Source organism: Acinetobacter sp. NyZ410, from assembly GCF_022828975.1.
GTDB classification, from domain to species: domain Bacteria; phylum Pseudomonadota; class Gammaproteobacteria; order Pseudomonadales; family Moraxellaceae; genus Acinetobacter; species Acinetobacter guillouiae.
This window is the reverse complement of record NZ_CP094620.1, coordinates 1421400-1446380: the sequence shown is the minus strand read 5'-3', so window position 1 is coordinate 1446380 and position 24981 is coordinate 1421400. Positions and strand designations below refer to the sequence as shown.

The 24981-nt window shown below is 37.5% G+C and carries 22 protein-coding genes, 1 other RNA gene and 1 pseudogene; 11 read left to right on the top strand and 13 right to left on the bottom strand.

Annotation, left to right across the window (positions count from 1 at the left end):
• Positions 1 to 30: 30 nt before the first annotated feature.
• A complete protein-coding gene (locus tag MTO68_RS06740) occupies positions 31 to 3309 on the bottom strand; it encodes a LysM peptidoglycan-binding domain-containing protein (RefSeq protein WP_244015429.1) in 3279 nt (1092 codons plus the stop codon).
• A gap of 215 nt (positions 3310 to 3524) precedes the next feature.
• Between MTO68_RS06740 and dnaQ the strand changes: the two genes are divergently transcribed.
• From dnaQ to nudC, 3 genes are all read left to right on the top strand, one after another.
• Positions 3525 to 4946 carry a DNA polymerase III subunit epsilon gene (gene dnaQ / locus MTO68_RS06735; protein ID WP_244015428.1) on the top strand — a complete coding sequence of 474 codons (1422 nt, stop codon included), beginning with the start codon at positions 3525 to 3527 and terminating at the stop codon, positions 4944 to 4946.
• Positions 4947 to 5073: 127 nt separating this feature from the next.
• Positions 5074 to 6717 carry a chemotaxis protein gene (locus MTO68_RS06730; RefSeq protein WP_244015427.1) on the top strand — a complete coding sequence of 548 codons (1644 nt, stop codon included), beginning with the start codon at positions 5074 to 5076 and terminating at the stop codon, positions 6715 to 6717.
• Positions 6717 to 7475 (top strand): NAD(+) diphosphatase, encoded by a 759-nt coding sequence (gene nudC / locus MTO68_RS06725; protein WP_034614261.1) that lies wholly within the window; start codon positions 6717 to 6719, stop codon positions 7473 to 7475. Before MTO68_RS06730 ends, nudC begins: the two co-directional genes overlap by 1 nt.
• 42 nt (positions 7476 to 7517) lie before the next feature.
• Here nudC and MTO68_RS06720 read toward each other — a convergent pair whose 3' ends face one another.
• From MTO68_RS06720 to MTO68_RS06705, 4 genes are all read right to left on the bottom strand, one after another.
• Complete coding sequence (locus tag MTO68_RS06720; RefSeq protein ID WP_034614258.1) at positions 7518 to 8420, bottom strand: alpha/beta hydrolase; 903 nt, start codon at positions 8418 to 8420, stop codon at positions 7518 to 7520.
• Entirely contained in the window at positions 8404 to 9111 is a 708-nt protein-coding gene (locus MTO68_RS06715; protein WP_244015426.1) for a BON domain-containing protein, read from the bottom strand. The genes MTO68_RS06720 and MTO68_RS06715 overlap by 17 nt, the downstream gene beginning before the upstream one ends.
• Positions 9112 to 9217: 106 nt before the next feature.
• Entirely contained in the window at positions 9218 to 9634 is a 417-nt protein-coding gene (locus tag MTO68_RS06710) for a YraN family protein (protein ID WP_034614252.1), read from the bottom strand.
• Positions 9635 to 9647: 13 nt separating this feature from the next.
• Positions 9648 to 10598: a penicillin-binding protein activator gene (locus MTO68_RS06705; protein ID WP_244015425.1), complete on the bottom strand. Its 951-nt coding sequence runs from the start codon at positions 10596 to 10598 to the stop codon at positions 9648 to 9650.
• Positions 10599 to 10608: 10 nt separating this feature from the next.
• Here MTO68_RS06705 and rsmI point away from each other — a divergent pair, with 10 nt between their 5' ends.
• Positions 10609 to 11454: a 16S rRNA (cytidine(1402)-2'-O)-methyltransferase gene (gene rsmI / locus MTO68_RS06700; protein ID WP_004819970.1), complete on the top strand. Its 846-nt coding sequence runs from the start codon at positions 10609 to 10611 to the stop codon at positions 11452 to 11454.
• A 370-nt stretch (positions 11455 to 11824) separates the two neighbouring features.
• Here rsmI and MTO68_RS06695 read toward each other — a convergent pair whose 3' ends face one another.
• The 4 genes from MTO68_RS06695 to MTO68_RS06680 form a co-directional block, all read right to left on the bottom strand.
• Complete coding sequence (locus tag MTO68_RS06695) at positions 11825 to 12076, bottom strand: hypothetical protein (RefSeq protein WP_004722066.1); 252 nt, start codon at positions 12074 to 12076, stop codon at positions 11825 to 11827.
• 175 nt (positions 12077 to 12251) lie between these two features.
• The gene (locus MTO68_RS06690; RefSeq protein WP_239046133.1) at positions 12252 to 13490 is read right to left on the bottom strand and encodes an FAD-dependent monooxygenase; all 1239 of its coding nucleotides are present in this window, start codon (positions 13488 to 13490) and stop codon (positions 12252 to 12254) included.
• Positions 13487 to 14698, bottom strand: a complete 1212-nt coding sequence (gene ubiH, locus MTO68_RS06685; protein ID WP_034614245.1) for a 2-octaprenyl-6-methoxyphenyl hydroxylase — start codon at positions 14696 to 14698, stop codon at positions 13487 to 13489. The genes MTO68_RS06690 and ubiH overlap by 4 nt, the downstream gene beginning before the upstream one ends.
• A 308-nt stretch (positions 14699 to 15006) precedes the next feature.
• Positions 15007 to 15354, bottom strand: coding sequence for a helix-turn-helix domain-containing protein (locus MTO68_RS06680; protein ID WP_244015424.1), 348 nt, complete (start codon positions 15352 to 15354; stop codon positions 15007 to 15009).
• A 114-nt stretch (positions 15355 to 15468) separates the two neighbouring features.
• Here MTO68_RS06680 and MTO68_RS06675 point away from each other — a divergent pair, with 114 nt between their 5' ends.
• The 4 genes and pseudogenes from MTO68_RS06675 to MTO68_RS06660 all read left to right on the top strand — a co-directional run bounded on the left by MTO68_RS06675 (position 15469) and on the right by MTO68_RS06660 (position 18837).
• Entirely contained in the window at positions 15469 to 16644 is a 1176-nt protein-coding gene (locus MTO68_RS06675; protein WP_244015423.1) for an MFS transporter, read from the top strand.
• A gap of 536 nt (positions 16645 to 17180) precedes the next feature.
• Positions 17181 to 17585 (top strand): transposase family protein, encoded by a 405-nt coding sequence (locus MTO68_RS06670; RefSeq protein WP_008942454.1) that lies wholly within the window; start codon positions 17181 to 17183, stop codon positions 17583 to 17585.
• Between the two features lie 37 nt (positions 17586 to 17622).
• Positions 17623 to 18015, top strand: a pseudogene (locus MTO68_RS06665) (transposase family protein); the annotation flags it as partial.
• A 252-nt stretch (positions 18016 to 18267) separates the two neighbouring features.
• Entirely contained in the window at positions 18268 to 18837 is a 570-nt protein-coding gene (locus MTO68_RS06660) for a hypothetical protein (protein WP_244015422.1), read from the top strand.
• Positions 18838 to 19272: 435 nt separating this feature from the next.
• On the opposite strand, the gene MTO68_RS06655 is transcribed toward MTO68_RS06660, so the two are convergent.
• The 3 genes from MTO68_RS06655 to MTO68_RS06645 all read right to left on the bottom strand — a co-directional run bounded on the left by MTO68_RS06655 (position 19273) and on the right by MTO68_RS06645 (position 22131).
• Positions 19273 to 19827, bottom strand: coding sequence for a GNAT family N-acetyltransferase (locus MTO68_RS06655; RefSeq protein ID WP_244015421.1), 555 nt, complete (start codon positions 19825 to 19827; stop codon positions 19273 to 19275).
• A 26-nt stretch (positions 19828 to 19853) separates the two neighbouring features.
• Positions 19854 to 21176: a Xaa-Pro aminopeptidase gene (pepP, locus tag MTO68_RS06650; RefSeq protein WP_244015420.1), complete on the bottom strand. Its 1323-nt coding sequence runs from the start codon at positions 21174 to 21176 to the stop codon at positions 19854 to 19856.
• A 322-nt stretch (positions 21177 to 21498) separates the two neighbouring features.
• A complete protein-coding gene (locus tag MTO68_RS06645; RefSeq protein WP_004819950.1) occupies positions 21499 to 22131 on the bottom strand; it encodes a UPF0149 family protein in 633 nt (210 codons plus the stop codon).
• A gap of 64 nt (positions 22132 to 22195) precedes the next feature.
• Between MTO68_RS06645 and MTO68_RS06640 the strand changes: the two genes are divergently transcribed.
• From MTO68_RS06640 to ssrS, 3 genes are all read left to right on the top strand, one after another.
• Complete coding sequence (locus MTO68_RS06640; RefSeq protein ID WP_004722081.1) at positions 22196 to 22747, top strand: hypothetical protein; 552 nt, start codon at positions 22196 to 22198, stop codon at positions 22745 to 22747.
• A gap of 2 nt (positions 22748 to 22749) precedes the next feature.
• Entirely contained in the window at positions 22750 to 23034 is a 285-nt protein-coding gene (locus MTO68_RS06635) for a cell division protein ZapA (protein WP_004819948.1), read from the top strand.
• Between the two features lie 99 nt (positions 23035 to 23133).
• Positions 23134 to 23315: non-coding RNA, 6S RNA (gene ssrS, locus MTO68_RS06630), on the top strand.
• A 134-nt stretch (positions 23316 to 23449) separates the two neighbouring features.
• On the opposite strand, the gene MTO68_RS06625 is transcribed toward ssrS, so the two are convergent.
• On the bottom strand, positions 23450 to 23776 hold the full coding sequence (locus MTO68_RS06625; protein WP_244015419.1) for a hypothetical protein: 327 nt from the start codon (positions 23774 to 23776) through the stop codon (positions 23450 to 23452).
• Between the last annotated feature and the right edge of the window lie 1205 nt (positions 23777 to 24981).

The following is a 24981-nucleotide window of genomic DNA, read 5'->3' as shown; positions in this document are numbered from 1 at the left end:
GCTTTAAACGTCGCTCCAATAAAATGGCGCTTAAAGATTCGGAACTTTAATAATGCTGCCAATGCGTAATGATGCGTTTGGTTTTAATTCATTCATCTCAGCAAGTGCACTGGTATCAATCCCAAACTTACTGGCTAAACGAATCAATGAATCACCGCTTTTCACTTTGTATTCAGTCACTGTTTTAGGAATACGAATAGATTGTCCACGTTGTAAACCCGCACGTGGGCTCAGATCATTCAATTCAGCCAGTTCTTGAACTGACATGCCAACACGATTTGCAATCGCATTTAACGACTCACCAGACTTCACCGCATAGCTTTCAGTATTCTTACTCGAAGCTTTAGCTGTTGCTTTCGCAGTCGCCTTTAGGTCTTCTTTTTCTTTAGATAGCGTGGATTTACTGGGTAATTCCCCATCAAGCTTTAAGCGTTGTCCGATATCCAAAGCCTGATTACGCGACAAACCATTTAATTCACTTAAATAAGACAATTGCAGTTTATATTTTTTTGCAACGCTTGCCAGTGTTTCACCTGATTTGACCACATGGATATCTTTGCTAGCGCCTTCTGATTTCGCCTCATTTCTCGCTTGTACTTTTTCTTTACTGCTGGTTTCAGGCGTGCCAGTCAACTTCAATTTCTGCCCAACAAACAAACCAGATGTGCTCTTTAAACCATTTAAATCGGCTATTTGGTTAACTTGCAAATTATATTTATTTGCCAGCGCAATCAGGCTATCACCAGATTGCACAGTATAGGTTTCTGGTGTTGTTGTTCCAGCAGGGATCTTAATGATTTGACCCACTAGCAAGTTTTTAGATGTCGAAATTTTGTTTAACTCGGCTAATTCTGCCAAGCTTAATTTAGACTGAACCGCAATACTGGATAAACTGTCGCCACTTTGAACTTTATAGTTCTCAGTTTTATAGTTTGTTTCAGCTTTCACATTCTTAAACTTACTTTGATCAATCACTTTAGAGTCAAGTTTAGCTTCTGGCTCATTGACTTCATTGAGTGGCACATTGATCTTTTGCCCCACAAATAAGCTACCTGAAGTATCTAGCCCTGGAGTCAAATCAGCGAGTTCATGTACAGATAAAGCATAACGATCGGCAATTACTTTAAGATATTCGCCACGTTTAACTGCATAAGCCTTGGTCTTGATTTTTGCAACAGGCTTAGAGGTATCTGCACGAACCACTGCTTTATTGATTTCAGATAATTTATCATCTGAAGCATCTTTAAGCTTTAATTTCTGACCGACAAATAAATTACTGTTGGTATTCAGATTATTATAATTTGCCAATTGTGAAACAGATAAATCAAACTGATTTGCCACACTGGTTAAACTGTCATTTGGTTTAACCACATAGTTGGCTGGAGCTGAATCCGTGGTTTTGCGAGAAACCACAGGGGTATCAATTTGTGGTTTGGCATCATATAAATACAAAGTCGCGCCAACAAATAAAGTTCCGTTTGGATCAACTTGGTTCCATTTGGCAATATCGCGCCAATTTACGCCATTCTTTAAAGCAATCGTTGCTAAAGTATCCCCTGCCAAAACAGTATAAGTACTGCGTTTACCTCTTGGTGGTTCAACCACAACTTCAGTTTCGGTTTTCTTAAAGTTCTTATCTTGATTCAGTTTGGCTTCTTCCGAGTTTGCAGGTGTGGTATCTGCTAAACCTTTAGGATATGAGAATCCAACCGTATTTTCTTTACCTTGAACCTCAGCAACCGATTGACTGGTTTGAATTGCAGTCAGCTTAATTTTACCATCATACGGGTCAAGCACTTCTGTCCCTTGTGGTGCAATCGCCTTAATCTCTTTAACCACTTCTTCTTTTTCAGCTTGGGTGGCTTGAGGTTCTAAAACTTGTTTAACCGTTTCCTTTTCACCTTCAGCTTTTACTGCGGCAAGAATTTGTGCTTTTTCACGTGCAGAAATTGGCGGCTCTGCAGCAACAGGTTTCACATTGGCTGCATTGGTCACAGCAACAGGAATACGTGGCGCACTTGGAATATCAGCATTGGCAGCAAATTGCGCTAATGCATCCGAGCCTTGTGGTGTATTTTTGAGCGTGCTCAATGAACCTGTGGCTGTCGTGGTGGTTTTTGCTGTTGTTAAAGCAGGTGGCGTCGCTTTACTTGGAGTAATCGATTGAGTCACTGTCGAGGTGACTGCTGTAGGCGTTAAAGTCCGTGTAGCTGTGGTTGGTGCAGTATTACTTGCCCATAAACCGCTATCAGAACCCGGTTTTAACGCTCTTAGTTTTGCATCGACGGTTGGACTAAGATCCGCAGGAATCAAAATACGTAAGGTACTCGATGGATCAACAAATTCACCACGATGACCAGGGTTTAAAGCATATAATTCAGCACGACTTAAATTGGTAATTGAAGCAATTTGATTGAGTTGTACGCCCGGTGGAACTGCAACTTCTCTAAAGTGCGGACGATTGGCAATCGGTGGTAAGCTCACCCCATATTTAGATGGGCTTTTAATAATCTGCGCCACGGCTAAAAAGCGTGGTACATAGTTCATGGTTTCTTGCGGTAAACGCAATGACCAATAGTCTGTTGGTAAGCCCGCAGCTTGGTTACGGTTAATTGCTTGCTGGATACGCCCAGGGCCTGCGTTATAGGCAGCCAAAGCCAACTCCCAAGAACCGAATTGATTATATAAACTACCTAAAAACTCATAAGCGGCACGTGTTGATTCAACCACATCACGACGCCCGTCGTATAAACTGGTTTGTCTTAAACCATAAATTTTCCCTGTACTTGGGATAAATTGCCACATCCCAGCTGCGGCGGCACTACTGGTTGCTGCTGGGTCATAAGAACTTTCAATAATCGGCAATAGTGCTAATTCAGTAGGTAAACCACGACGTTCAGCTTCTTTCACGGTATGGTAAAGATAGCGTGATGCACGGGCACTGAGACGGTCAATATAGGGTTGGCGTGAAACAAACCAGCTCCGTTGCGCATCGATACGAGGATCCCAATGGTTTTCATCCATTTTAAAACCAACTGACATCCGCTTCCATACGTCACCATGTTTTAAAATCAGTAGGCGATCGCCCTCTACCGCGCGTATATCAGTTGCAGAAAGTAGATCTTCTAGAGAATCCAGACTGCTGGCATCTAACATGCCCGCTGACTTTGATGTTTGAACTTTTGATGTTGTCGACGTCGAAGAACACCCTGCAGTCAACCCTAATGCTGCGAATGCAGATGTTAATAAGGATAATTTAAAGAAAACAGTCGCAGTAGGTTGCCACACCATTGTGGTAGGTTTAAACATAAGAGTTCCGAACAACATTTAGTAAATTATTTTATCATTGCCATTTTAGTAGAGCTAAACGCGCTTACAAGGCAAATTTTGAATGCGAATTGCATACAAATGTTACAAGAAATTAAAAAAATCTCAGTTCATGCGTAGAAAACGCCGATTTGCGTATACAATAAATTCTTAAACCACGATGTTCAACTCTTAATTCACTTTCATTGGTTATTACTATGTCACAAACAATCACACTTTATGTCGATGGTGCTTGTAAAGGCAACCCAGGTCCTGGTGGCTGGGGCGCTTATATCATCACTGAAACAGAAGAACATAAGTTGTGTGGTGGTGAACTTGATACAACCAATAACCGCATGGAACTTACCGCAGCCATTGAAGGGATCGCATTTTGTCCAACCGAAGCAAAATTAGTGCTTTGGACCGATTCCAACTATGTAAAACGTGGCATTACCGAATGGATTGAAGGGTGGAAAAAGAAAAACTGGAAAGATGTAAAAAACCCAGATCTTTGGAAAAAACTCGATCAAACCTGCCAAGGTCGCGAAATTGAATGGAACTGGATTAAAGGCCATGCTGGACATGCAGGCAATGAAATGGCAGATCAATTGGCGAATTTAGGTACACAGCAAATACTCGACGCAAAAAAAAACACCACTGCGCCAACCAAACTGACTGAACCTATGGCAGTGGCTGATGATAAAAAAAAACATGAAAAAGACTGGCTGCTTGACGATCCCTTTGGATTTGACCTGATTGAATCAGATGAAATGATAGAATCAGAAATTAGCCCTCAGCAGGATGTTATGCCAGCTCATGAAATTGTGATGGAAGAACCATCTAACCAAGATATCAATGAAAATGATGAGCCAGCAATGAGCCAACCCGCAATGCGAGATATTCATCCACAAATTGTGATTACACCTGCGACGGTCCAGTTACATGGTCCTAAACAGTTTATTCTGGATACCGAGACCACCGGTTTCTATTATCAGGACAGTGACCGAATTGTTGAAGTTGGCGCAATTGAAATGGTCAATCGTAAACTGACTGGCAGTTCGATTCATATCTATATTAATCCAGAAAAACCAGTTGGCGATTCAGAAGCCATCCATGGTATTACCGATGAGTTTTTAAAAGATAAGCCAAAATATAACGAAATTGCGCAAGTTTTATTTGACTACTTAAAAGGCAGTGAAATTATTGCGCATAATGCAAGCTTCGATATGAACTTCTTAGATATGGAGTTCAAGCGCAGTGGTCTACAGGCACTCTCAGAAGTATGTGAAGTGACTGATACCTTGGCAATGGCGAAAAGCAAACATCCCGGACAAAAGAACTCTTTGGATGCCTTAGTTCGCCGTTATGAAATTCCGCAACGAGATCGTACTTTCCATGGTGCCTTACTCGATGCTGAAATTTTATCTGACGTTTATCTTGCCATGACAGGCGGCCAAGTATCCTTTGACATGGATGCTCTTTCTGCACATACTGATCAGGCGCAAAGAAATACAACTCGGAAAAAAATTGAAATCAATGCCCCAATCATTTTGCCTTCAGATGAAGAATTAGAAGCACATGAGAACTGGGTCAAACAATTTCAAGAAAAACATGGGGAAGCCTGCATTTTTGCAAAATAAAATTTGAAATTGATGGCTATTTTTTCTGTAAAGATGGTCTTCTTCGGCTATATTAAAACTTAGAAAATTAGCCTCATTTTGAGGCTATGAAATAAAACATTCAGATACCCAGGATAGGTGCAGATCAATGTCTTACCAAACCTCTATACATTTTGATCCGACAGCATTACTTATTATTAAAAAAGAAGTCGATAATTCAATTTTACAGGTAGAATCTGCTGTCAGTAGTTTAGTTGAAGACCAAACTTTACCCTTCGGTATTGATGATGCTTTGCTTCAATTTGAACAATGTGTAAATGTGCTGATGCTCATCGATATGCCGCATGTTGCTAAAATTGCGCAACTCTCAGCAGCGGTGATGCGTAAAGTGATGCAAAACCCACATGAGATCAATACTCAAGAAGTCATCGCTTTGAGTGAAGGCACCACCATGCTCAAACGCTATATTGAGTTTATTTGCCTTCGTGAAGTCAGAGCACCACAATTTTTGCACGACACCTTAAATCGCTTAGAACTTTCTTTAGGTCTAGAGCTGACACCAGAGGGTCAAGCGATTATTCCACTGCTCGACTGTGTAACACCGAATTTTAACTTGCCGCAATCACCTGAGTTAGAGCATTCAGTATATGTACATAAGCTGTATAAATTGTGCTTACACAAGCTGCTCAAACAGCAAGAAACAGATTTAGATTTACAGGGCATCAAGCTGGTTGGGTCTTATTTGGCAAATGCAGCCAAAAGCCAAGCAAGTGCACAATATTGGGCTTTGGTTTCAGTTGCTTTAAATCACATTGAAAACATCATTCTCAATGACACACGCCTCAGAACGCTAATCAGTATTGAAACCAATATGTCTTTCTTCTTTAAAGATCTAAGCGGATTCAATCCATCTTTATTAGATACAGCCAATATTTTGAGTATTTGTATCAGCCAAGAAGATGAAATATCACAACACATCCGCGAACAGATCAATGTTGGCGAAGATATTCTGACTGACACTCAACTACAAATATTTAGTCGCCATTTATATGGCCCTGACTTTGAAACCATTCATAGTGTGAGCCAACTGATTACGGACGAAATGTCGCAAATCCGTAATGATATTGAGTTTAACTACAAAAATATGAGTGATGAAAAAACCCAAGAATTGAAAAGTAAACTGACTGATCTTGCACATGTATTTAAAGTCTTGAATCTCAATGAAGCCTATAGCGGACTGAAACAACAGGCTGACCTACTGTCTCAAGACAACATGCTCAAAGATGAAAATTATGCGCAACAGTTGATGAACAGTATTTTATCAGCAATGAATTCGATTGGTATCTTAGAGCGTAATTACACATCGAGTCGTTTACAGTTAAAAGTGAATAACTTGCAGATTTCATTAGATCGTCTAGATGAAGCACATGCAGCATTATTGACTGAGACCAAAGCGCTGGTTGATTTAAGCTCACAAACATTGGTGCAATATTTACAAGATCCTCAAAGCACAAGTTTAGACCAACTGCCATCACAATTAAGTGAAATTGGTGGTGCGCTGTTGTTCCTTGCAGCAAAAGATGGTCAAAAAGCATTGTTGCTCTCTGCGGAGTTTATTCAAACGGGTCTTAACAAAGAGCACGTGTTTAACCTTGCACAAGTCAATAAACTGCTGGATGTTTTAGCCAGTGCAGACATGATGATTGAAAATCTACAAAATAAACAACCTGTTTTACAAGCCATGTTTGATGTAGCATTAACAAGTAGTCAAAATTTAAAATCGGTAGCCTAATGTCAGAATTATCACTTGCATATATCTTTCACCATCAACAACTTTTAGTGGATGAAAATTTACAACTGCCTAAAGTTGAAAAGTTAGCAAGTGATATCAGCTTTAACTCGGGTGATCAGATTATTGCCCGAGATCTATTTATCGAAGATCAAATTCCAGCGGGATATCAACTGATCCCGATTCGTCAATTGATTTCACAATGGACCAAATCTGAGTTTGAACAAGCCAGTCGTGCAGTACAGTTGCTAGAGTGGCGAAGAAACCATAAGTTTTGTAGCCACTGTGGTCACGAAACCGAGGTTCATCCCACTGAATATGCCATGGTCTGCCCTAGCTGTCGTTATCATCAATACCCGCGTGTGCAACCGTGTATTATCACCGTGATTACGCGTGGCGATAACGAAATTCTATTGGCAAAAAATGCTAAGAATAAAAGCAAGATGTATGGTCTTATTGCGGGTTTTGTTGAGGTCGGTGAAACACTGGAAGAAGCGGTTAAAAGAGAAACGTTGGAAGAAGTTGGCCTACATGTCAAAAATGTCCAATATTTATCCAGCCAACCTTGGCCTTTTCCAAGTAATCTTATGCTGGCCTTTAAGGCTGAATATGAATCTGGTGAAATCGTCTTGCAAGAAGAAGAAATTAGTGAGGCTCAGTTCTTTAAGTTTGATCAGCTACCCGAAACGCCTTTTAGTGGCAGTATCGCCCATGCCATGATTGAACATGTAATTCACAATAGACCAATGCATAAAGACTGATCTTGATTGAGACATGTTCAAATCAAAAATGCCTAGCGATTGCTAGGCATTTTTCATTGCTTCATTTAAAACCTTAATAATTTCAGGTCGGGTTTTATAGAATCGACTAAACAGACTTGAAACACTGCCCATAATTGAAATATGACCAGTTTTAGGAATCGTGTAAATTTCACAATGATTGCCTTGTTCAAGTAATTGCTGTTTAAAATCTAAAGAGTTTTTAGCTTTAACGATCTGATCATTTTCCGCCAAGAACAAATAATGCTTTACCTCATTTTTTTCAACAAAATAATACGGCATTACTTGTTGATAAGGGATACTTTGATCAAACGCATTCTCGGCTAAAGCATCGCCTTTATAATCAAAATGATAAGGTCCAGCGATTCCAATCAAAGCTTTAATATTTTGTTTGATGGCCAGTTGGTAGTGCTTAGGATGATAAAGCAAAGACGCAATATTAAATGCGCCTGCTGAATGCCCCATCAAGGCAATTTTATCCATTGAAATACCAAAACGTGCTTGTTGTTGCTCCAAATAATTCAATGCAACAGCAAGATCATCAATATAGCTTGGAAATTTATGCTCAGGTGCCAAATGATAGTTCAGCACTGCCACGTTATAACCAAAACGGCTAAACGCCTCGCCTACAAATTTATAAGCACTTTTATCGCCATGACTCCATGCCCCACCATGAACAAAAAGAATCAGCGCATTTTGTTGCTTTTTATTAGAAATATATAAATCTAAACGTTGTCTCGCCTTTAAGCCATAGGCAATATTATGCTGAATGGAATAGCCCTTTTTAGGGGTCAAGCCATTAATGGTAATACTGCCTAAATCGTATAAACGAAAATCTTGATAGTGCGATTTAAATTGAGATTTTAGGTGTTCAAACTGCTTTCCAAATCTAACTTTTAAAACTTTTAGCCTATTGTTGAATAACATTATTATTTGGCTCTGTAGCATTAGGATCAATCGCAACAGGTGTCTGTACATCAGGTTGTTGCTGTACATTATTTACCACAGGTGCTGTGAAAGATGAAGTTTGGACTGAATTATTTGCTTGTTCGATGTTATCAATCAAGGTCACAATTTTAGTCACATTTCCAACTTTTTGTAAAACATCATTTAAATCTGCAATTTCAGCATTGTTTAAACGACCTAAAACATACAACACGCCGTCTTCTGTATGAATCAAGACTTTATTGTCTGAAACCACAGGCGCTTTCATCACTAAACCACGAGTATTCACAGTGACCGTGGCATCTTGCATGATGGTGCTATAACCGATTTGATTACCCACGGTAAGGTAATTATGGACTGCTTTTACATCGCTCATTGCTCGTAGATTATCTTCTGCCAACTGCTTTAAATGTGCATCTGGCACTTGCCCTGTCAGTAACACATTGCTATGAAAACTATTAATATTGACACGAGATTGCTTAAATCGAGCATCTAACTTATACAAGTTGATTTTCGCAGTTCGCTCAATAGAAGAATCAATAAACACTTGTCCTAAAGATCGAACACCACTATCTGTTCCCACTGGTGAAGAACCAGTACCACCTGAGATAAAACTCGCGCAACCAGACAAACTTGCTACACACATCATGGTGATGACAATACGTTTTAACACTCAGCAAGACTCCTATTAATTTCAGCCTGCTAAACAACCCATTTAAAACGTCGTTAACATGCTGGAAAATATATTTATTTTTGAAATAACCGTACATAAATTTCAGTCACAGATTAATCAAGTCTGCATCTAAAGTAAATGCATTTTCAATCCAAGATTGATCATAAGAGATTTTACTGAGGTCTTGCTGTACGTTTTTTGCAATTTTATGATGTAAATCAAAACCAATCACATCGAAACGGCAATAATATTGTTCATATTGTGGATGTTCTTGTAAAAACTTAAACGCCGTTTTAATCATTTTTTGTTGTTTTGATTGATTTACCGTTTCAAAAGCATGCCCCATCTGTGTCGGGGTTCTTGCTTTCACTTCAACAAAAATTAACTCTTGTTTAGACTGCGCAATAATATCTATTTCACCAAAGCGCGAGAAATAATTCAATTTTACGATCTCGTAGCCATGTTGAAGCAGTAATTTCACTGCTTCTTGCTCCGCCCATTGTCCTAAATTATTTTTTGCCATGAGAAACCTGTCATCACAAAGGCACTAAATTATTTTTTGAGCGTTCAAAACATTGCGGAATACGTTCAACACGATTTCCATCAATTTTAATTTTTCCAGTGCGTCCATTAAAGGTTAAGCTTTTTACATTCGGATCCAAAACAAATTGCTCAGCAATATGCCAAGCATCTCCACCAAAGGCATATAAACGCTGATACGGTAACGAGGTCGGTTTATCTTTATAAGCTTTGACCACATCATCCCATTCGGCGATGTATAAGGCTGGAACATCACAGAATTTCATCCCTTTAGGCAAGGCCTTTTTTTCATCAACGGCAATGGCTTGGGTATAAATTTTTTTCTTCTGTAATTTAGGAAAACTGGTCAACCATTGGTTTGAATCTAACAGTAAAATACCCTCTCGATCCGAAATCGACTTCGGCATATGCTCTACAGGATCAACTTCACCCATATAATTGGCAAATAATGCATTTAAAAAGTTAATAGATTCTGCTTCTGTGCCTTTTTCACGCACCACATAGAGTTTGCTGACTTTATCATGCTGGATATAATCAAGCAGCGCCAATGCATCGTCATTTTTAGAAAGACTATATTGCCAAACACTTTTATAGCTTGGATAAACTTCATTAAGTGCCAATACAGGTACTTTAGGCTTTAAATTAATTAAAGCCTCAACATCAGGCCGAGCCAAAGGCCCAATAATCATTTTAGTCTTTTTATTGACATGCTGCTTTAACAGCGCTTTGATGGTCTTTTGATCTGAATCGACAAATTTTAAGGGTATTTCATTCTTTGAGGCCTGCGCGGCACTTAATATTCCTTGTTTAATACTCAAACCCGCTCGCGACATAGGGCCTGTTTCAGGTAATATAACCAGAATTTCTGCGTGAACTTGGATTGTAAATCCAACCATTCCCAACACAACCACTCTTTTAATACTGTTCAACACTAACTTATTCTTCATGGAGACCTTTATGAGTGCTCAATTATTCGTCGTAGCGACCCCAATTGGGCACTTAGATGATATGACTTTTCGTTCTATTGAAGTTTTAAAGTCTGTTTCTGTTATTGCGGCAGAAGATACACGTCAATCTGCTCAATTATTAAAGCACTATAATATCTCAACTCCGCTCACAGCGTGTCATGATCACAATGAAAGTAACAAAATTGATATACTTATTGAAAAATTAAAAAGCGGTCAGAATATTGCGCTGGTCAGTGATGCTGGTACACCATTGATTAGTGACCCGGGTTTTAAATTGGTCCGTGCTGCTCAGGAGAATGGTATTCGCGTCATTCCTGTGCCGGGTGCATGTGCTGCTATTGCTGCGCTAAGTGCGGTGGGTTTACCCAGTGATCGTTTTAGCTTTGAAGGCTTCTTATCGTCAAAACAATCACAACGATTGATTCAATTAGAAAAATTAAAGCATGAATCACAAACCATGATTATCTATGAAGCACCTCATCGTATTTTAGACAGTGTCAAAGATATGGCTGATGTTTTTGGTGCAGATCGACCTGTTGGTTTTGCACGTGAAATTACCAAAACATTTGAAACGATTAAAAAGATGACTTTGGGCGAGTTGGTGACATTTATTGAAAATGATCGCAACCAGCAAAAAGGTGAAATTGTTTTAGTTATTGGTGGTGCACCAGATGCCAAAGATCAAGATGTGGAACAAGAGAAGTTAGATCAACTTTTAAATCGTTTATTACAAGATTTATCAGTCAAAGCGGCATCACAACTTGCTGCGGATCTAACCGGCATCAAAAAGAAAATCGCCTATCAACGTGCTTTAGAGCTGACTAATCAACAATAATTTTATTTCTTGAGTTGAGAAATGCCTGTATAAGCTTTTCTCAACCTGCTTTTCTACAAGTGACTGGTTGCTCTGGTCGCTTTTACCACCAAGCCTTAATCTCTGATACAATAAATTTTAATCCCTCACTGATCAATCTGGCACGTATAAAAGCTGATGCAAAAAAATCATCAAAAGTACAACATTCCTAATGATTTAATCAGTCATACACTTAAAGCAAGCAGCAAGGATCCATAAAAATAAAATAGTTCATTAAAAGTTCAAGTAAAAAGTCACAAACACTAAAACTTTTTAAGATTGAGATTTAAACATCTAAAAATAGACAGCATTCCAACCAAATTTAAAAAAGCACCTTTCGGTGCTTTTAAAATCAATCTTTAGCAGATTCATCTGGTGGAACTTCGGTAATTCTCCCACCACGCGCTAAAAATGCAGCGACTTCATCTTCCAACGCTTCACGCTGTCTTTTTTTCGCTGTCACAGTGAGTGTTTCAGCTTCAGCCAAATCTGTATCTGAAACTGTAGAGTCACTTGCCGCAGCGCCTTTTTCAGCCGCTTTAGCTTCATCATCGTCTACTGCATGATCTTCTGAATTATCATCATAATCATTTGTATCTGTCATCTTTAACTCCCCATCAATGACGTCAATGTACCATCCGAAAAATGGTGATGTTTTACAGAGAAATGTATCAAGCTCTTCGCCATTCGACTAGTATCTAGATACACAAAATCGTGTTTTTTTTCATCAAATTCGTAATGTTGTTTAAATGATTGGTTAAAAAATATCAGAAATCCAATTAAATGGCATATTGCGTGCTTTTTAAAGTTGCCAGCCCATTGGCTTGTGCCATAAATTGATCTTTTAAAAATGGCTTATTTTCAACTTGTTTTAAGCCAAAGTTACGCGCCCAAACCAATGGAAATATTTCCGCAGTTTCTACAAAACCAATCATCGACATGCTATGCATCATGGCATCATTTTGCCCTTTACGTTGGTGTTCATAACGCTTTAAGGTTTGTTCATGTGCCCATACGCCACGCTGTTTATCTTTAAGTAATACATCACACAGAATAGCAGCATCTAAACACCCGATATTTACGCCTTGCCCAGCTAAAGGATGAATTACATGCGCTGCATCGCCAATCAAGGCCAGCCCATCTTTTACATAACGTTGTGCCGCACGCGCCTTAAGTGGAAATTGAGCCCGTGGTGTCGCTTCAACGATCTTGCCCAACATATGATGACTTTCACGTGTCAATAATTCACAAAAATCAGCATCATCTAAGCGCGCATATTCTTCTGCATAATCATCAGGTAAGGTCCAAACGATTGAAATCCAGTGTTCAGCTTGTTCTGGCTTTAAACTCGCCATCGGTAAAAATGCCAATGGGCCTGTCGGATGGAAAATCTGACGAGCCACATATTGGTGTGGTTGTGTGGTACGAATCGCACAGGTCAAACCTGCCTGTTGATAATCTAAAACATCAAGATCGATAAATGCTTGATCACGAACAAATGAATTTGCACCATCTGCACCAATCACTAACTTGGTCTTTAGCTCAGTCCCATCTGCAAGTTTAATGATCCAACAACCTACCCCCTGCTCTACTCGCACAACTTTAACTTGAGTACGATAATCTTGCAGTTGCTCCAACATTTCCTGTTGGATGGCAAGGTTTAATAAACTTGGTTCAACCATTGAACCTAAGCTTTGCTCAGCTGTAGGAAAGTTTTCTGAGGCTTGCCCAAAGTTAATTTCACCATAACCATTTTTATTCCAGACTTGCATGCCTGTATAGGGCATTTGGCGAGCGATTTTTTCCCATACATTCACCGTTTTTAACAAGTGAATCGTGGCTTGGCTCAAGGCTAAAACCCGCGGATTAGCAACAGCTAAAGTCTTTTCAGCATCTAAAATAGGGGCTGCATCTAAAACAGTGGCTTGCACACCACCCTGTGCTAGAAGTAATGCGGTTAAGCCACCCACCAGACCACCACCAACAATCACCACATCTAACATATCTTGCTGTGTCATGCTTTTAATCCCATCGCATAATTGGCAACCAAAGGTTTAATCCCCGGAATCACATCAAAAGCCACCAAGCCAGTATTACGCAATAATTTTAACACTGGATTTTGATTACTAAATCCACGCACTACAGAATCACAAAATTTAATCACACGTTGCTGATCAGTTAAGCGAGATTGTTCATAGGCCTTTAACATCTCAGGTTGTCCAATATCATCAGATTGCGCAATTTGCGTTGTGATATAACGCATCAGCACATCTGCATCACGCATACACAAGTTAAAACCTTGTCCAGCAACAGGATGAATGGTATGTGCAGCATTACCCATCAAAATTACCCGACCCACCGCTTGTTTTTCAGCAAGCACTTGTGCCAATGGGAAGCTAAAACGTTTACCTGTCTTCTGGAATTTACCCGCACGATCACCATAAGTTTGCTGTAAAGCATCGAGGAAATGTTGGTCATTTTCATCACCTAACCATTCATCTTCTGTGCCTTTTTTCACCGGCCAAACCACTGAACGACGACATTCCCCCGGCAATGGGAGCAATGCCAATGGCCCTAAATGGCTAAAGCGTTCAAAGCCCACTTGATGATGTGGTTTAGAGGTTTGTACTGTTGTGACAATTGCCACCTGATCATAATCATGCACATCCACACCAACACCTAAAGCTTGGCGACAGAAAGAATCACGACCATCCGCAGCAATCAACAATTTGGCTTTAAGTGAATGGGTATATTCTTCACCACGATTGGCTTCAACATATACATAGTCACCCTCTTGTTTTAGTGAGGTGACTTGTACACCGTCAATCAATTCAATTAAAGCTTGCTGGCGAACTTGAGTCAGTAGTACACGGCCTAGCCATGCATTTTCAATCACTTGTCCAAAACTTTCTACTTTTTCTTGATCTGCAACTAAACGTGCTTTACCAAAACTGCCTTGTTCAGTGATATGTACTTCGAGAATAGGAGTCGCATGTTCTTGCAAAGCATCCCAAAGACCGAGTTTTTGATAAATTTGCACGGTACGACGTGATAGCGCGGTATTTCGTGCATCAAAACTGGAATGATAGGGTGCAAGATTGGCATCATCATAATTTGGATATTTCACAGCCTCTAAAAGCTTTACCGCAATATTGGCTTTTGCCAACATTAGAGCCAAGCTCAGCCCAACCATTCCACCGCCGACGATGATGACTTCTTGTTGCATGCTTTTATCCTTTCTATATGTGATTCAGCGTACTGAATACTTATAATCTTGATTGATTTCATATTACATCAAGCAAAGTCATTTTTATATTGAAATAGGAAATTGTTGGCTGTATTTGTACTGAATCAATACGCTATTTTTAACATAAGTATGAAAATTAAAAATTCTAGCCAAGAATTAAGCATGTTATTTAGCTCGGCCGATATGGCAACTTAAAGGTATTGTTTAAATATCAAACACGAAGAATAGAGAAATGTCGTTAATAACTTTACGATATACCCATAATCAATTTAAAAAAATGTAACATTTCATAAACAGTGATTAAAACTGTCTCGCATCATTTCTCTTTCTCTTATCCACTCACCATACTCTCTACACATGAGTATAAATCGATCGAGATACTGACCTTCTTCTGTCAGTGAGTATTCAACTTTTACAGGTTTTCCCTCATAGACACTCCTTTCTATAAAGCCTTTATTTTCAAGAAAATTTAATTCCAAAATAAGCATTCGTTGCGAGATATTCGGAATATTATTTTTAATCTCACTAAATCGTCGGGGTTTCTCTAGCAAAAAGGACAAAATCATCATTTTCCAACGACCACCTAATTGCACAAATACCTCTTCAACGGGGCAACCTGAGCGATTCTGTTTCATAAAAAACCTATATTCGGTACCAAAAATTATACTTAGCATCAAAAATGTAAGTGATATACAAGAAAAAATAATGACGTAAATTTCAAACATCATTTTATTTTATAGATCATACGTATGCTTGATACTAAAAGTAACCCCAATATTTTAATCGTCTATTTTATTGCATTAGGTGCCTTTTCTTTGGGAATGGCATCGTATATCACGGCTGGATTAATACCACTAATCCAAAATGAGTTTGATATATCCATAGCATTGACAGCACAGTTAGTGACTGTATTTACCTTAGCTTATGGAATTGGCTCCCCAGTTATTGTTGCTTTATCTCCAGAGAATAAGCAGCGATTAATATTATTATTGGCTTTATTTATTTTTTCTATTTCCAATCTGATCAGTGGCTTAGCTCCTAATTTTTCGATACTACTGATTTCAAGAATATTCGCAGGTATCGGAGCAGGCGTTTATTTAGCTATAGGGATTTCAATATCTACAGCATTGGTGAAACCAGATCAAAGAGGTCAAGCGATTTCAATTATTATGAGTGGAATGGCAGCAGGTACAGTGCTTGGTGTACCGCTTGGATTGATCATTTCAAATCAATTTGGATGGCAAACTTCAATGTATCTCATTGCTATATTAGGTCTAGTATCTTTCTATGGTCTTTATATAAAGCTCCCAATTATTCCAAATTTGATCACTCAGAGTTTGAGTGAAAAATTAAGACTCCTAAAGGATATAAATGTCTTAAAAATACTCTTCATTTCCCTGCTTGCTGCGATTTCAAGCCTTGGACTTTATACTTACTTATTCCCACTTTTAAGCTCTGATGAGTTTGGTTCTATTGAAAATATCACACCCTTTCTCTGGATCTGGGGAATAGGCGGAATTATCGGTAGTTTTGTTGTGGGGCATATTTCTAAAAAGATAAGCAATGAAAAATTAACAGCCATCATCATGTTTATTCTTAGCATTGCGCTGTTACTTATCCCATTTTTTGCAACCATCACGCCTTGGCTTACCCTTATACCCATTGCAATATGGGGAGCTGTCGGTTGGGCATTGCAAGTTCCACAAAATGAACAACTGATTTTAGTCAGAGAAAAAACAGGTGGTGGAAATTTAGCTGTTGCACTTAATGAGTCAGCCTTATATTTAGGTGGTGCTTTAGGTGCTGGTATTGGTGGAATATTCTTTTATTTCCATATTTCATTATGGCTACTCCCGATCTTTGCCAGTGCTGTTGTTTTTATTGGTTTTATTTATCAGGTTACACATATCAACCAATCAAAATGATTTTTTCATTTTTGAATTATTCTACAGTATGAATTTACAGTAAATATAACGAGCCTTTATCACTTAATCACATTTTAAATGTTTAAAAAGTCGATCACTCTATCGACTTTTTATAATAAGGTTTTGATGATAAAAATAAAGAGCAAGTTATTCACCCAATACAAAAGTCTAATAATACAATTTGGTTTAACAATAAAATTAATTAGTAATTTCAAAAAGACAGATAATTAAACTTAGAATATCATTAACATAAACCATCCCATAGATTAAACATTTAATTATAAATATTTTGTATCAATTAAATATTCCTTCATAATTGCATCATAAATCTAACTTTGATAAAAACTTAAATACAAAAAATTGAGTATACATTCATGAAAAAAATTAAAATATTAAGTGTTATTTTATTTCTATTAAGTTCAACAGCATATGCAGATAGTCTAAATATTAGACTTCCGTCATAAATCAAAAAACGTACAATTTATTTGATCTTAAATTAATCAGCAAAATTATTTAATTCAAGGGATAATCCTTGGATGAAATTCAAAGATATTCAAAAATTATCAGACGTTAAGTTTCGTAGGCTTACCGGTGTTAGTTGGGCTACATTTAACCTCATGTTGGCCGAGCTAAATAAGCATTTACCTCGTCATATTGGTAAAGGACGACCGCATAAATTACCGTTGGAAGATCGCTTGCTCTTATGTATAGAATATTGGAGAGAATATCGAACATTTTTCCATCTTGGTATGAGTTACGGTGTATCTGAAACGAGTGCAATTCGTATCACACGTGTTATTGAAGATACCTTAATCCGTTCTGGAAAATTTAACTTGCCAAAACAACTTCCTAATCGAGATGAAGTGGATTGGGAAGTTGTTGTGATTGATGCAACTGAAATATTAGTTCAACGTCCAAAAAAAACAGAAGAAATGGTATAGCGGTAAAAAAAAGCGACATACCTTTAAATTTCAGCTATCTATGCACTATACAACAGGTGAAATACTGAGTGTATGTGGAAGTCATGGAAGCATGCATGATTTTAAAATATTTAAAAAAAGTATGAGGAAATTAAAATTTAAGCCCTTTTTTATCGTTGATAAGGGGTATTTAGGGATAAAAAAATTGGGTTTTGGATGCCTCATGCCATCTAAAGCAAAGAAAACTGAAAAATTAGATTCTGAATTAAAAAAGTTAAATAGAGAGATTGGTCGTAGACGAATTCAAGTAGAGCATGTATTTGGAAGGATGAAATGTTTTAAGATTTTATCTTGTGTATATAGAAATCGTCGTAAAAGATTAAACCTGCGGTTTAATTTACTTGCTGGCATATACAATTTAGATTGGGTGAAAGATAAACAATTAAATTGATTGAAAAATGATTTATGAAGGAAGTCTATTAAGTCATATGACACCTTTAAAACAATTGAGAATATATCATCAGATACGATAATACAGTCTCAATTACGAATAGTTCTGGGTCGAGATTATTCAAAATTTTCTCAAAATATTGAGACTTATGCTGCTCCATACAAACTAAAAACGGCTAACGCACTTTATTATGAAGGAAGAAATAAAGAGTCTACAGCCTATTCAGCAGCCACTATTTATGAGGATGGAAGAATGTTTGCTGCGACATTTGATAAGAAAAATAATATTCTGAAATATTTTACAAATGATGCTAGCTGTACAACAGATTTACACCCAACAATCAAAGCCTTTTCAAAACAATTTATCACCCCTAAAATTGTTTATGTTAACTCAAAAAAAAGTCCAATCATTAAATTTAATATTCATCAAAAATCTAACTGTAGTCACTATATTATGCTATTTACTAAGCCACAAAGGAGACTTCAAACAAGAGATGCCTTCCGTAATCAAGAAGCCGCAAAAAAAATTGCAAGCGATATATGGGGGGCTTCTATTGCAAATTCTTGGGATTATGAGGCACGAGTTGGAGTGGTTTTATCACAAGCAATCAATGATATTCAAAATTTTTCTGCTAATTTCAATTTAGCACCAAAGCCACCCGGTTATGGATCAAATCCAGGACTTGTGTATATCGGAAAACATTTCACTAGCATCTTAGCTTACATTACTGCTGTTAAAGAACAACCGACATATAAAATACATATTGATACAGTAGCAGTGAATTATAGATCTGCTATGCAAATAGCTTCCTTAGAGATATAACTAAATTGAGCTTATCAATTTGGATAATGCTGTTCTTTATTAACTCATTATTTTTGAAATGGGTTATCTCTTGAGGTGGTGCAGATTTGATTAAAGGCTGAAAAGCTGGTCTAGTTTTTGATGGGCTTGTTGTAGATTTAAATGCTGAACACATTAGAGCCTATGCTTTATTTGTTTGGATAATTTCAGGAATTTGGTTCCTTTTAGGAATTTTTATTCCTGAACTTAGATTCTATAGTTCGAGCCAATAAAAAACCGATTGCCCAATCAAATGATAAAAACTTATTTCAGCAGATTGAAGACCTATAGGTGTATGACTATATTGAATAAAATCTTTTGGTTCTTGTTTACCAAAATAAAGATCGATAGTCTCTAATTGTTGACTTGATGTTTGGTTATTCTAATTTGTGATGCTACTTGACTAACATCTATTTTTTAATTTACTTCAATCATAAAACCTAGACAATCTCTCTTATTATCTCCCAAAGCTGGAAATATAGCCCAATGCTTTAACAAGGTCGTTTCAGTAAATCCTGTTCCAATCAGAACGTTTCGTGATTTCACATTTTCTGCATCACAAAAAGTCTCAATTCGTTTAAGCCTACTGTTATTTTTTAAATAAGCAATGACAGCAGTGATTGCCTCTCTCATAAAGCCCTGCCCTTGAAATTTACCTCCAAGCCCAAAATGAATTTCGCCATGATCTCCTTTGTGAATAAACATCACAAGCCCCATGGCTAAATTGGTTTTGCGCTCACTAATAATCCAAGCAAAATCTTTATCATTATTTTTCCATTTTGTACCACTCCAATTTTCAAACATACACTTGGTTTGCTCAATATTGACATGTGGTCGCCTTTGTAAGTATTTCGAAGACTCCCTGTCTCCGCAATACTCATGAAAAAGTGAGATTTCATCACCTTCAACAAACTTGCGTAGAATCAAACGACTTGTTTCTACTGGCTTAGCTAAAACGGTGTAAGTATCCATACATACTCACCTTTCAAATTAAAAACTTATACTGACTTTGCCATCAACGCTTCAATATCTTCAATCGACTTCACCACATTTTTGGTCAAGACCAATGGCCCCTGTTCAGTTGCAACCACATCATCTTCAATCCGGATACCAATACCACGCCATTTTGCATCCACTGTTTCATCATCAGGTGCGATATATAAACCTGGTTCTACAGTAACAACCATACCCTGCTCATAGCTACGCCATTGACCATTTTCATCTTTATATGCGCCAACATCATGCACATCCATACCAAGCCAATGCCCAGTACCATGCATATAAAACTGACGGTAGCGTTCAGATTCAATAATTTGATCAACATCACCTTGCATAATACCAAGGTTGACCAAACCTTCTACCATGATCCGTACTGCAACATTATGCGGTTCTTTATAAGAATGACCGATTTGAATTGCATCAATCGCAGCAATTTGTGCATCTAAAATAATTTGATATAGCGCTTTTTGTTCAGGGCTAAACTTACCATTTACTGGAAAAGTACGGGTGATGTCTGAGGCATAGCATTCATACTCAGCAGCCGCATCGATCAACACCAAATCACCATCTTTTAACGGTTGGTTGTTCTCAACATAATGTAAAATACAGCCATTTTTGCCGCCACCCACAATGCTGTTATAGGCAGGAACACAACCACTCTGACCAAAGATATAATTCAACTCAGCTTCTAAAGCATATTCCATCATGTCAGGATGAACTTTTTGCATGGCACGCGTATGCGCATCTGCACTGATATTTGAGGCGATTTGCATCAATTCAATTTCTTGATCGGACTTATGCAAACGCATTTCATCTAAAATTTGATCAAGTTGAATCAGCTGCGCCGGAACACCAAAACCACGCCCAGATTCATTGGCTTTGGTGATCCAAGTACTGACCTTGGCATCAAAATCTGCACGTTGACCAATACGATAGAATAATTTTTCTTTATTTAAAATTTTGGCAATAATTTCTTCGTCAAGCAGATCAATCGCATAAGCTTCATCTGCTTCATAATCATCAACTGCACCATCTATTCCGGCACGGTAACCATTCCAGATTTCCATCTCACGATTACGTTCACGACAGAACAAGCTATAGATATATTCCTCACCAGTTTCATCTGTTTCTATGACTGCAACTGCTTGTGGCTCTGCAAAACCGGTTAAATAGAAAAAGCTACTGTCTGCACGAAACTTATAATCAGCATCTCGGTTACGCATGACTTCTGGACTGGTTGAGATAATTGCAATGCTATTGGGACCCATTTGTTCAGCGAGGCGGTCACGACGTTCCTGAAAATCTGCTTGAGTTAATTTCATTCTCTATTCAGCTTGTATTTCAGATGATTAATTTGGAAGAAGCTTTAACTTACAATTACGCTTAGATGAATGCAAATACTGATGACTCAATATTTGCATATTTTAAAATAATTTTATTATTTCTCTTGTTCTGCGCTCAATTGCGACAACAGAACAAGCAAATCATTCCAAACTAAAAAATTTAACCCTTTACATCACTACTTTATTCAACTTCGATGTTTTTAAAGCGAATAAAAAAGCACTGTACAGGGAGCTGTAGAACCTACTACTCATCAAACATAAATATTCTAAAGTTTAAGTTTCTTAGCTTTTTTTCTTAGTTTTAGCTTGGGCGATGTGGAGTAAACATCTCTACAACATTGTTACTTTCGGAAGCATCAATTGCCTGTTTCATTTTGCTATGAAAATTTTGCAATAGAGGGCTTTCTGACACTGGAACTTTTTTTCGTCCCATTGATAATGACACAGGGATCAAGCGTACAAATTCATACAATTCAAGATAGCTTGCTTCACCTTCATCATCGTCATCTGATTCATCAAACTCAACAGATGCGACATCTTGTAAACTTTCAATGAGCTCTTGCTCATCTGCGCGAATATGCCCAGAAGCCAATCCAAAGCCTAGCACAACCCCTGCACACCAATCTGCCAGTGATTGCACACGCTCAGCCAATGTATGCTCATCATCTGGAAGCATTGGAAGATAGTCTAAATCATCGTCTGAAAGCGCGTGTGATACATCCTCAGCTTCATCAGACAATAGCGCAAGCGCTTCATCGTCTAATTTTGGCACATCAAGCGTAGATAAAATTTGTAACCATTCATCTCGAGTCGGAACTTCAGTAACACAAACTATACCTGTCAGTAAGCCATGTAACTCACTCGGGCTTGAAATTTCCTCAATCCCCTCAAAATTTTGATTCCAATCTGACCAACCTGAAATATCGTCTTGCATTCGTTTATCCAATCTCTATACTTCTGTATATATTACCTTTGATTGCAAATCTGTGCGACCCGTTATGTTAGAACAATTACAGCGTCTACAGACGCATATTGGTGTTTTAAAAACACGAATTGAAACTGTTGAGAAAGAAAATGCATCGTTGTTAAAAGAAAAGGATAACAGCGAAGAGCAATCTCATGCTCAAATTAGCCATAAAAATAGCATTATCACCCAAAAACAAGATGAAATTGATACGCTCACTGAGCAACTCTCTCAGTTACAAAATCAGTTTCAACAGCTCAATACAGATGCCACATCTTTAGCTGAGCGTTATGGGCGTTTGGAAAAAAGCTGTACCGATTTAAAAAATCGTTTTCAGGAAATTTTGGCTGAACGTAATGAATTGCGTGTGGTTAAAGAAAAAATGGCAAATGAACAGCGCCATCACTTACAAGACATCAAAGGTCTTCAAGATGAGCGTGAACGTTTAATTCAAAAAAATGAACATGCCAAAACAAAAGTGGAAGCCATTATTCAACGCCTTTCGATTTTAGGGACTGAACAAGATCATCATGCGCAAGAAATCCAACAGCTTGCTCATCCATCAGAGTCTAATGAGGAAGTATGAGTATGACTGAACATGTGACTGTAGAATTACGCTTAATCGAGCAAAGTTTCCGTTTAGGCACCACAACAGATAAGCAACCAGAACTCGAACGTGCTGGTCGACTTTTAAATGAAAAGTTTCAAGAATTTCGCCGTAAAGCTCCCAATGTTGAACACAATAAATTGGTGATCATGGTGGCTTTAGAACTGATGCAAGAAGTTTTAGGCATGAATAAATCGTTACAAGAATATGCACAATGCGAACGTTTATTAGCGACCATGTTAGAAGATGTTGAAAAAGCGGGATAAACCGCTTTTTTTTCGTGCAATTGATTGGTTTTTTATGCTGTATTTATAAATTATGAGCGTTGGTGATTTGCCACAATCTCCAAATTATGTATACTTAATACAACTCTAGGGTGTTCGCCAGTACGTCTATTCCCCTGCCGATACTTAAACTTATGGATGTGTTCTGTATATTTTGAGTGTATGCCCACCTTGAGTGGGAAACCCATTAAGTGTACGTCGCGTCCACCTTGAACTCATCGGGTTCAGGGTAACGACCATGCAGCGGCATCTCTGGAGTGTTTTATTTTAAAATCCTTATAAAATAAAAATTATAAAGATACGCGGGAATCTATATTTGATTACATTTCCAAAAATATAGCCCTATAGGTCATAGCGAAACAACTATCTATTCTCTTTGATTCACGCGATAAATTGATTAAATCGGACCTGCACCATCATTCAAAAACTGAACTGATTCCAAACACAAATTTTTCCATTCAGCTGCAAATTCTTCTTCTGCTTTTTGTTTACCTAAATTTGTGGCGTACACGGGTTTTGATTCTGCATCAGCAATGATGACTTCTAAATTTTTTGCATTATTACTTAGTTTGCCTTTTAAATTAAATGCTGTATTTAAATCAACACCAAACTGTCTTAACTGCATGATCATTCCAGCACTTTCTGCAATAATTTTGCAGTGATCTATTTGATTTGCATAAATTTCCGGGCTAAATGATAAAAGCAATAAAATTCTCAATTTCATTTTTATAGTCCTTAGAATTTTTCTAATTACATTGATTATATGCATAGAGATCATCTAGCGCCATGCTTCCAAACGATCTATTAAAATCACAAACATCATCGTTTATGCACGATATGAATTAGATATTTATTTTAGATAGCATGTTTATCCTTATTAATCATTTTATTCTATACGGATTTATTTTTATTGAAGAGCATAATTTCTTTTCATTATTCTATTAAAACCTATAAATCTGCATCATCAAACTTCCCATCCACTAGAGCTAAAATATCGCTATGCCCTATACAAGCTCGATACTTCAAACTTATGTTACTACCTCTGAATTGCTATAAATCATCTAAGCCTAAGAAAAATATAGAAACAATACCAATCCAAGCGTAATCAAAGATATGATTAACCATACATTTATACAATTAAAGCTTTTGATGAAATTCCACATTTTGCTATCCCTTAGAAATGGCTAAGGAATTCTACTTTTTTGGGTTTAATTTAAAAATTATAAATTAGTCTGAGCTACAAAAAATTCGACTGTACAACAAGTATTTAAATATATAGTAATTATCCCAAGATATTCATTTAAACACCTAATATCTATAGACATTCTTTATAGTTCATTGTAAAACTTTTCAAAAACTCACCTTTAGCATTGTTTAATTGATAAACAATATTGCCTTGTGTTGTTTTTTTAAATACCTCTGACTCAAACAAATCACTTTTACTACAGATGTTGTTTTTGGTCAAATTTTTATATTTGTTTTCATCAAATCTTTCTCTTAGATCTTCTGCAGACTCAATCCCCCTTTAAATCAGATACAAGCAACAATCCATTGCTGGTCAATCTAATTCTAGAAATGTTTGTTAAGTCATCTGATTGATTCGGCTTAATGTTCGAAAAATTGTGATTAATCACTTTGACTAAGCCATTGTACAATTCGAGATTAATGATATTGAATTGATCATCAACCGCACCAACTTGCAAAAAAGGTTCGTCTAATGGGCTCTGCGCTTTCAATTCAGCACATAGAAAAAAACTGAGTATAAACAATAAATATCGCAACTTGGTTCTCCTCATCAACAATCCAACTGTTGAAACAAAACACTGCAAATACAAGTTTAAACGAGTGCATAACGATAACTAGACTCGCTATACAACCACAAAGTTGTCGGTACTTACTGCCTATATTCCTCTTTTATCCATTAAAAGA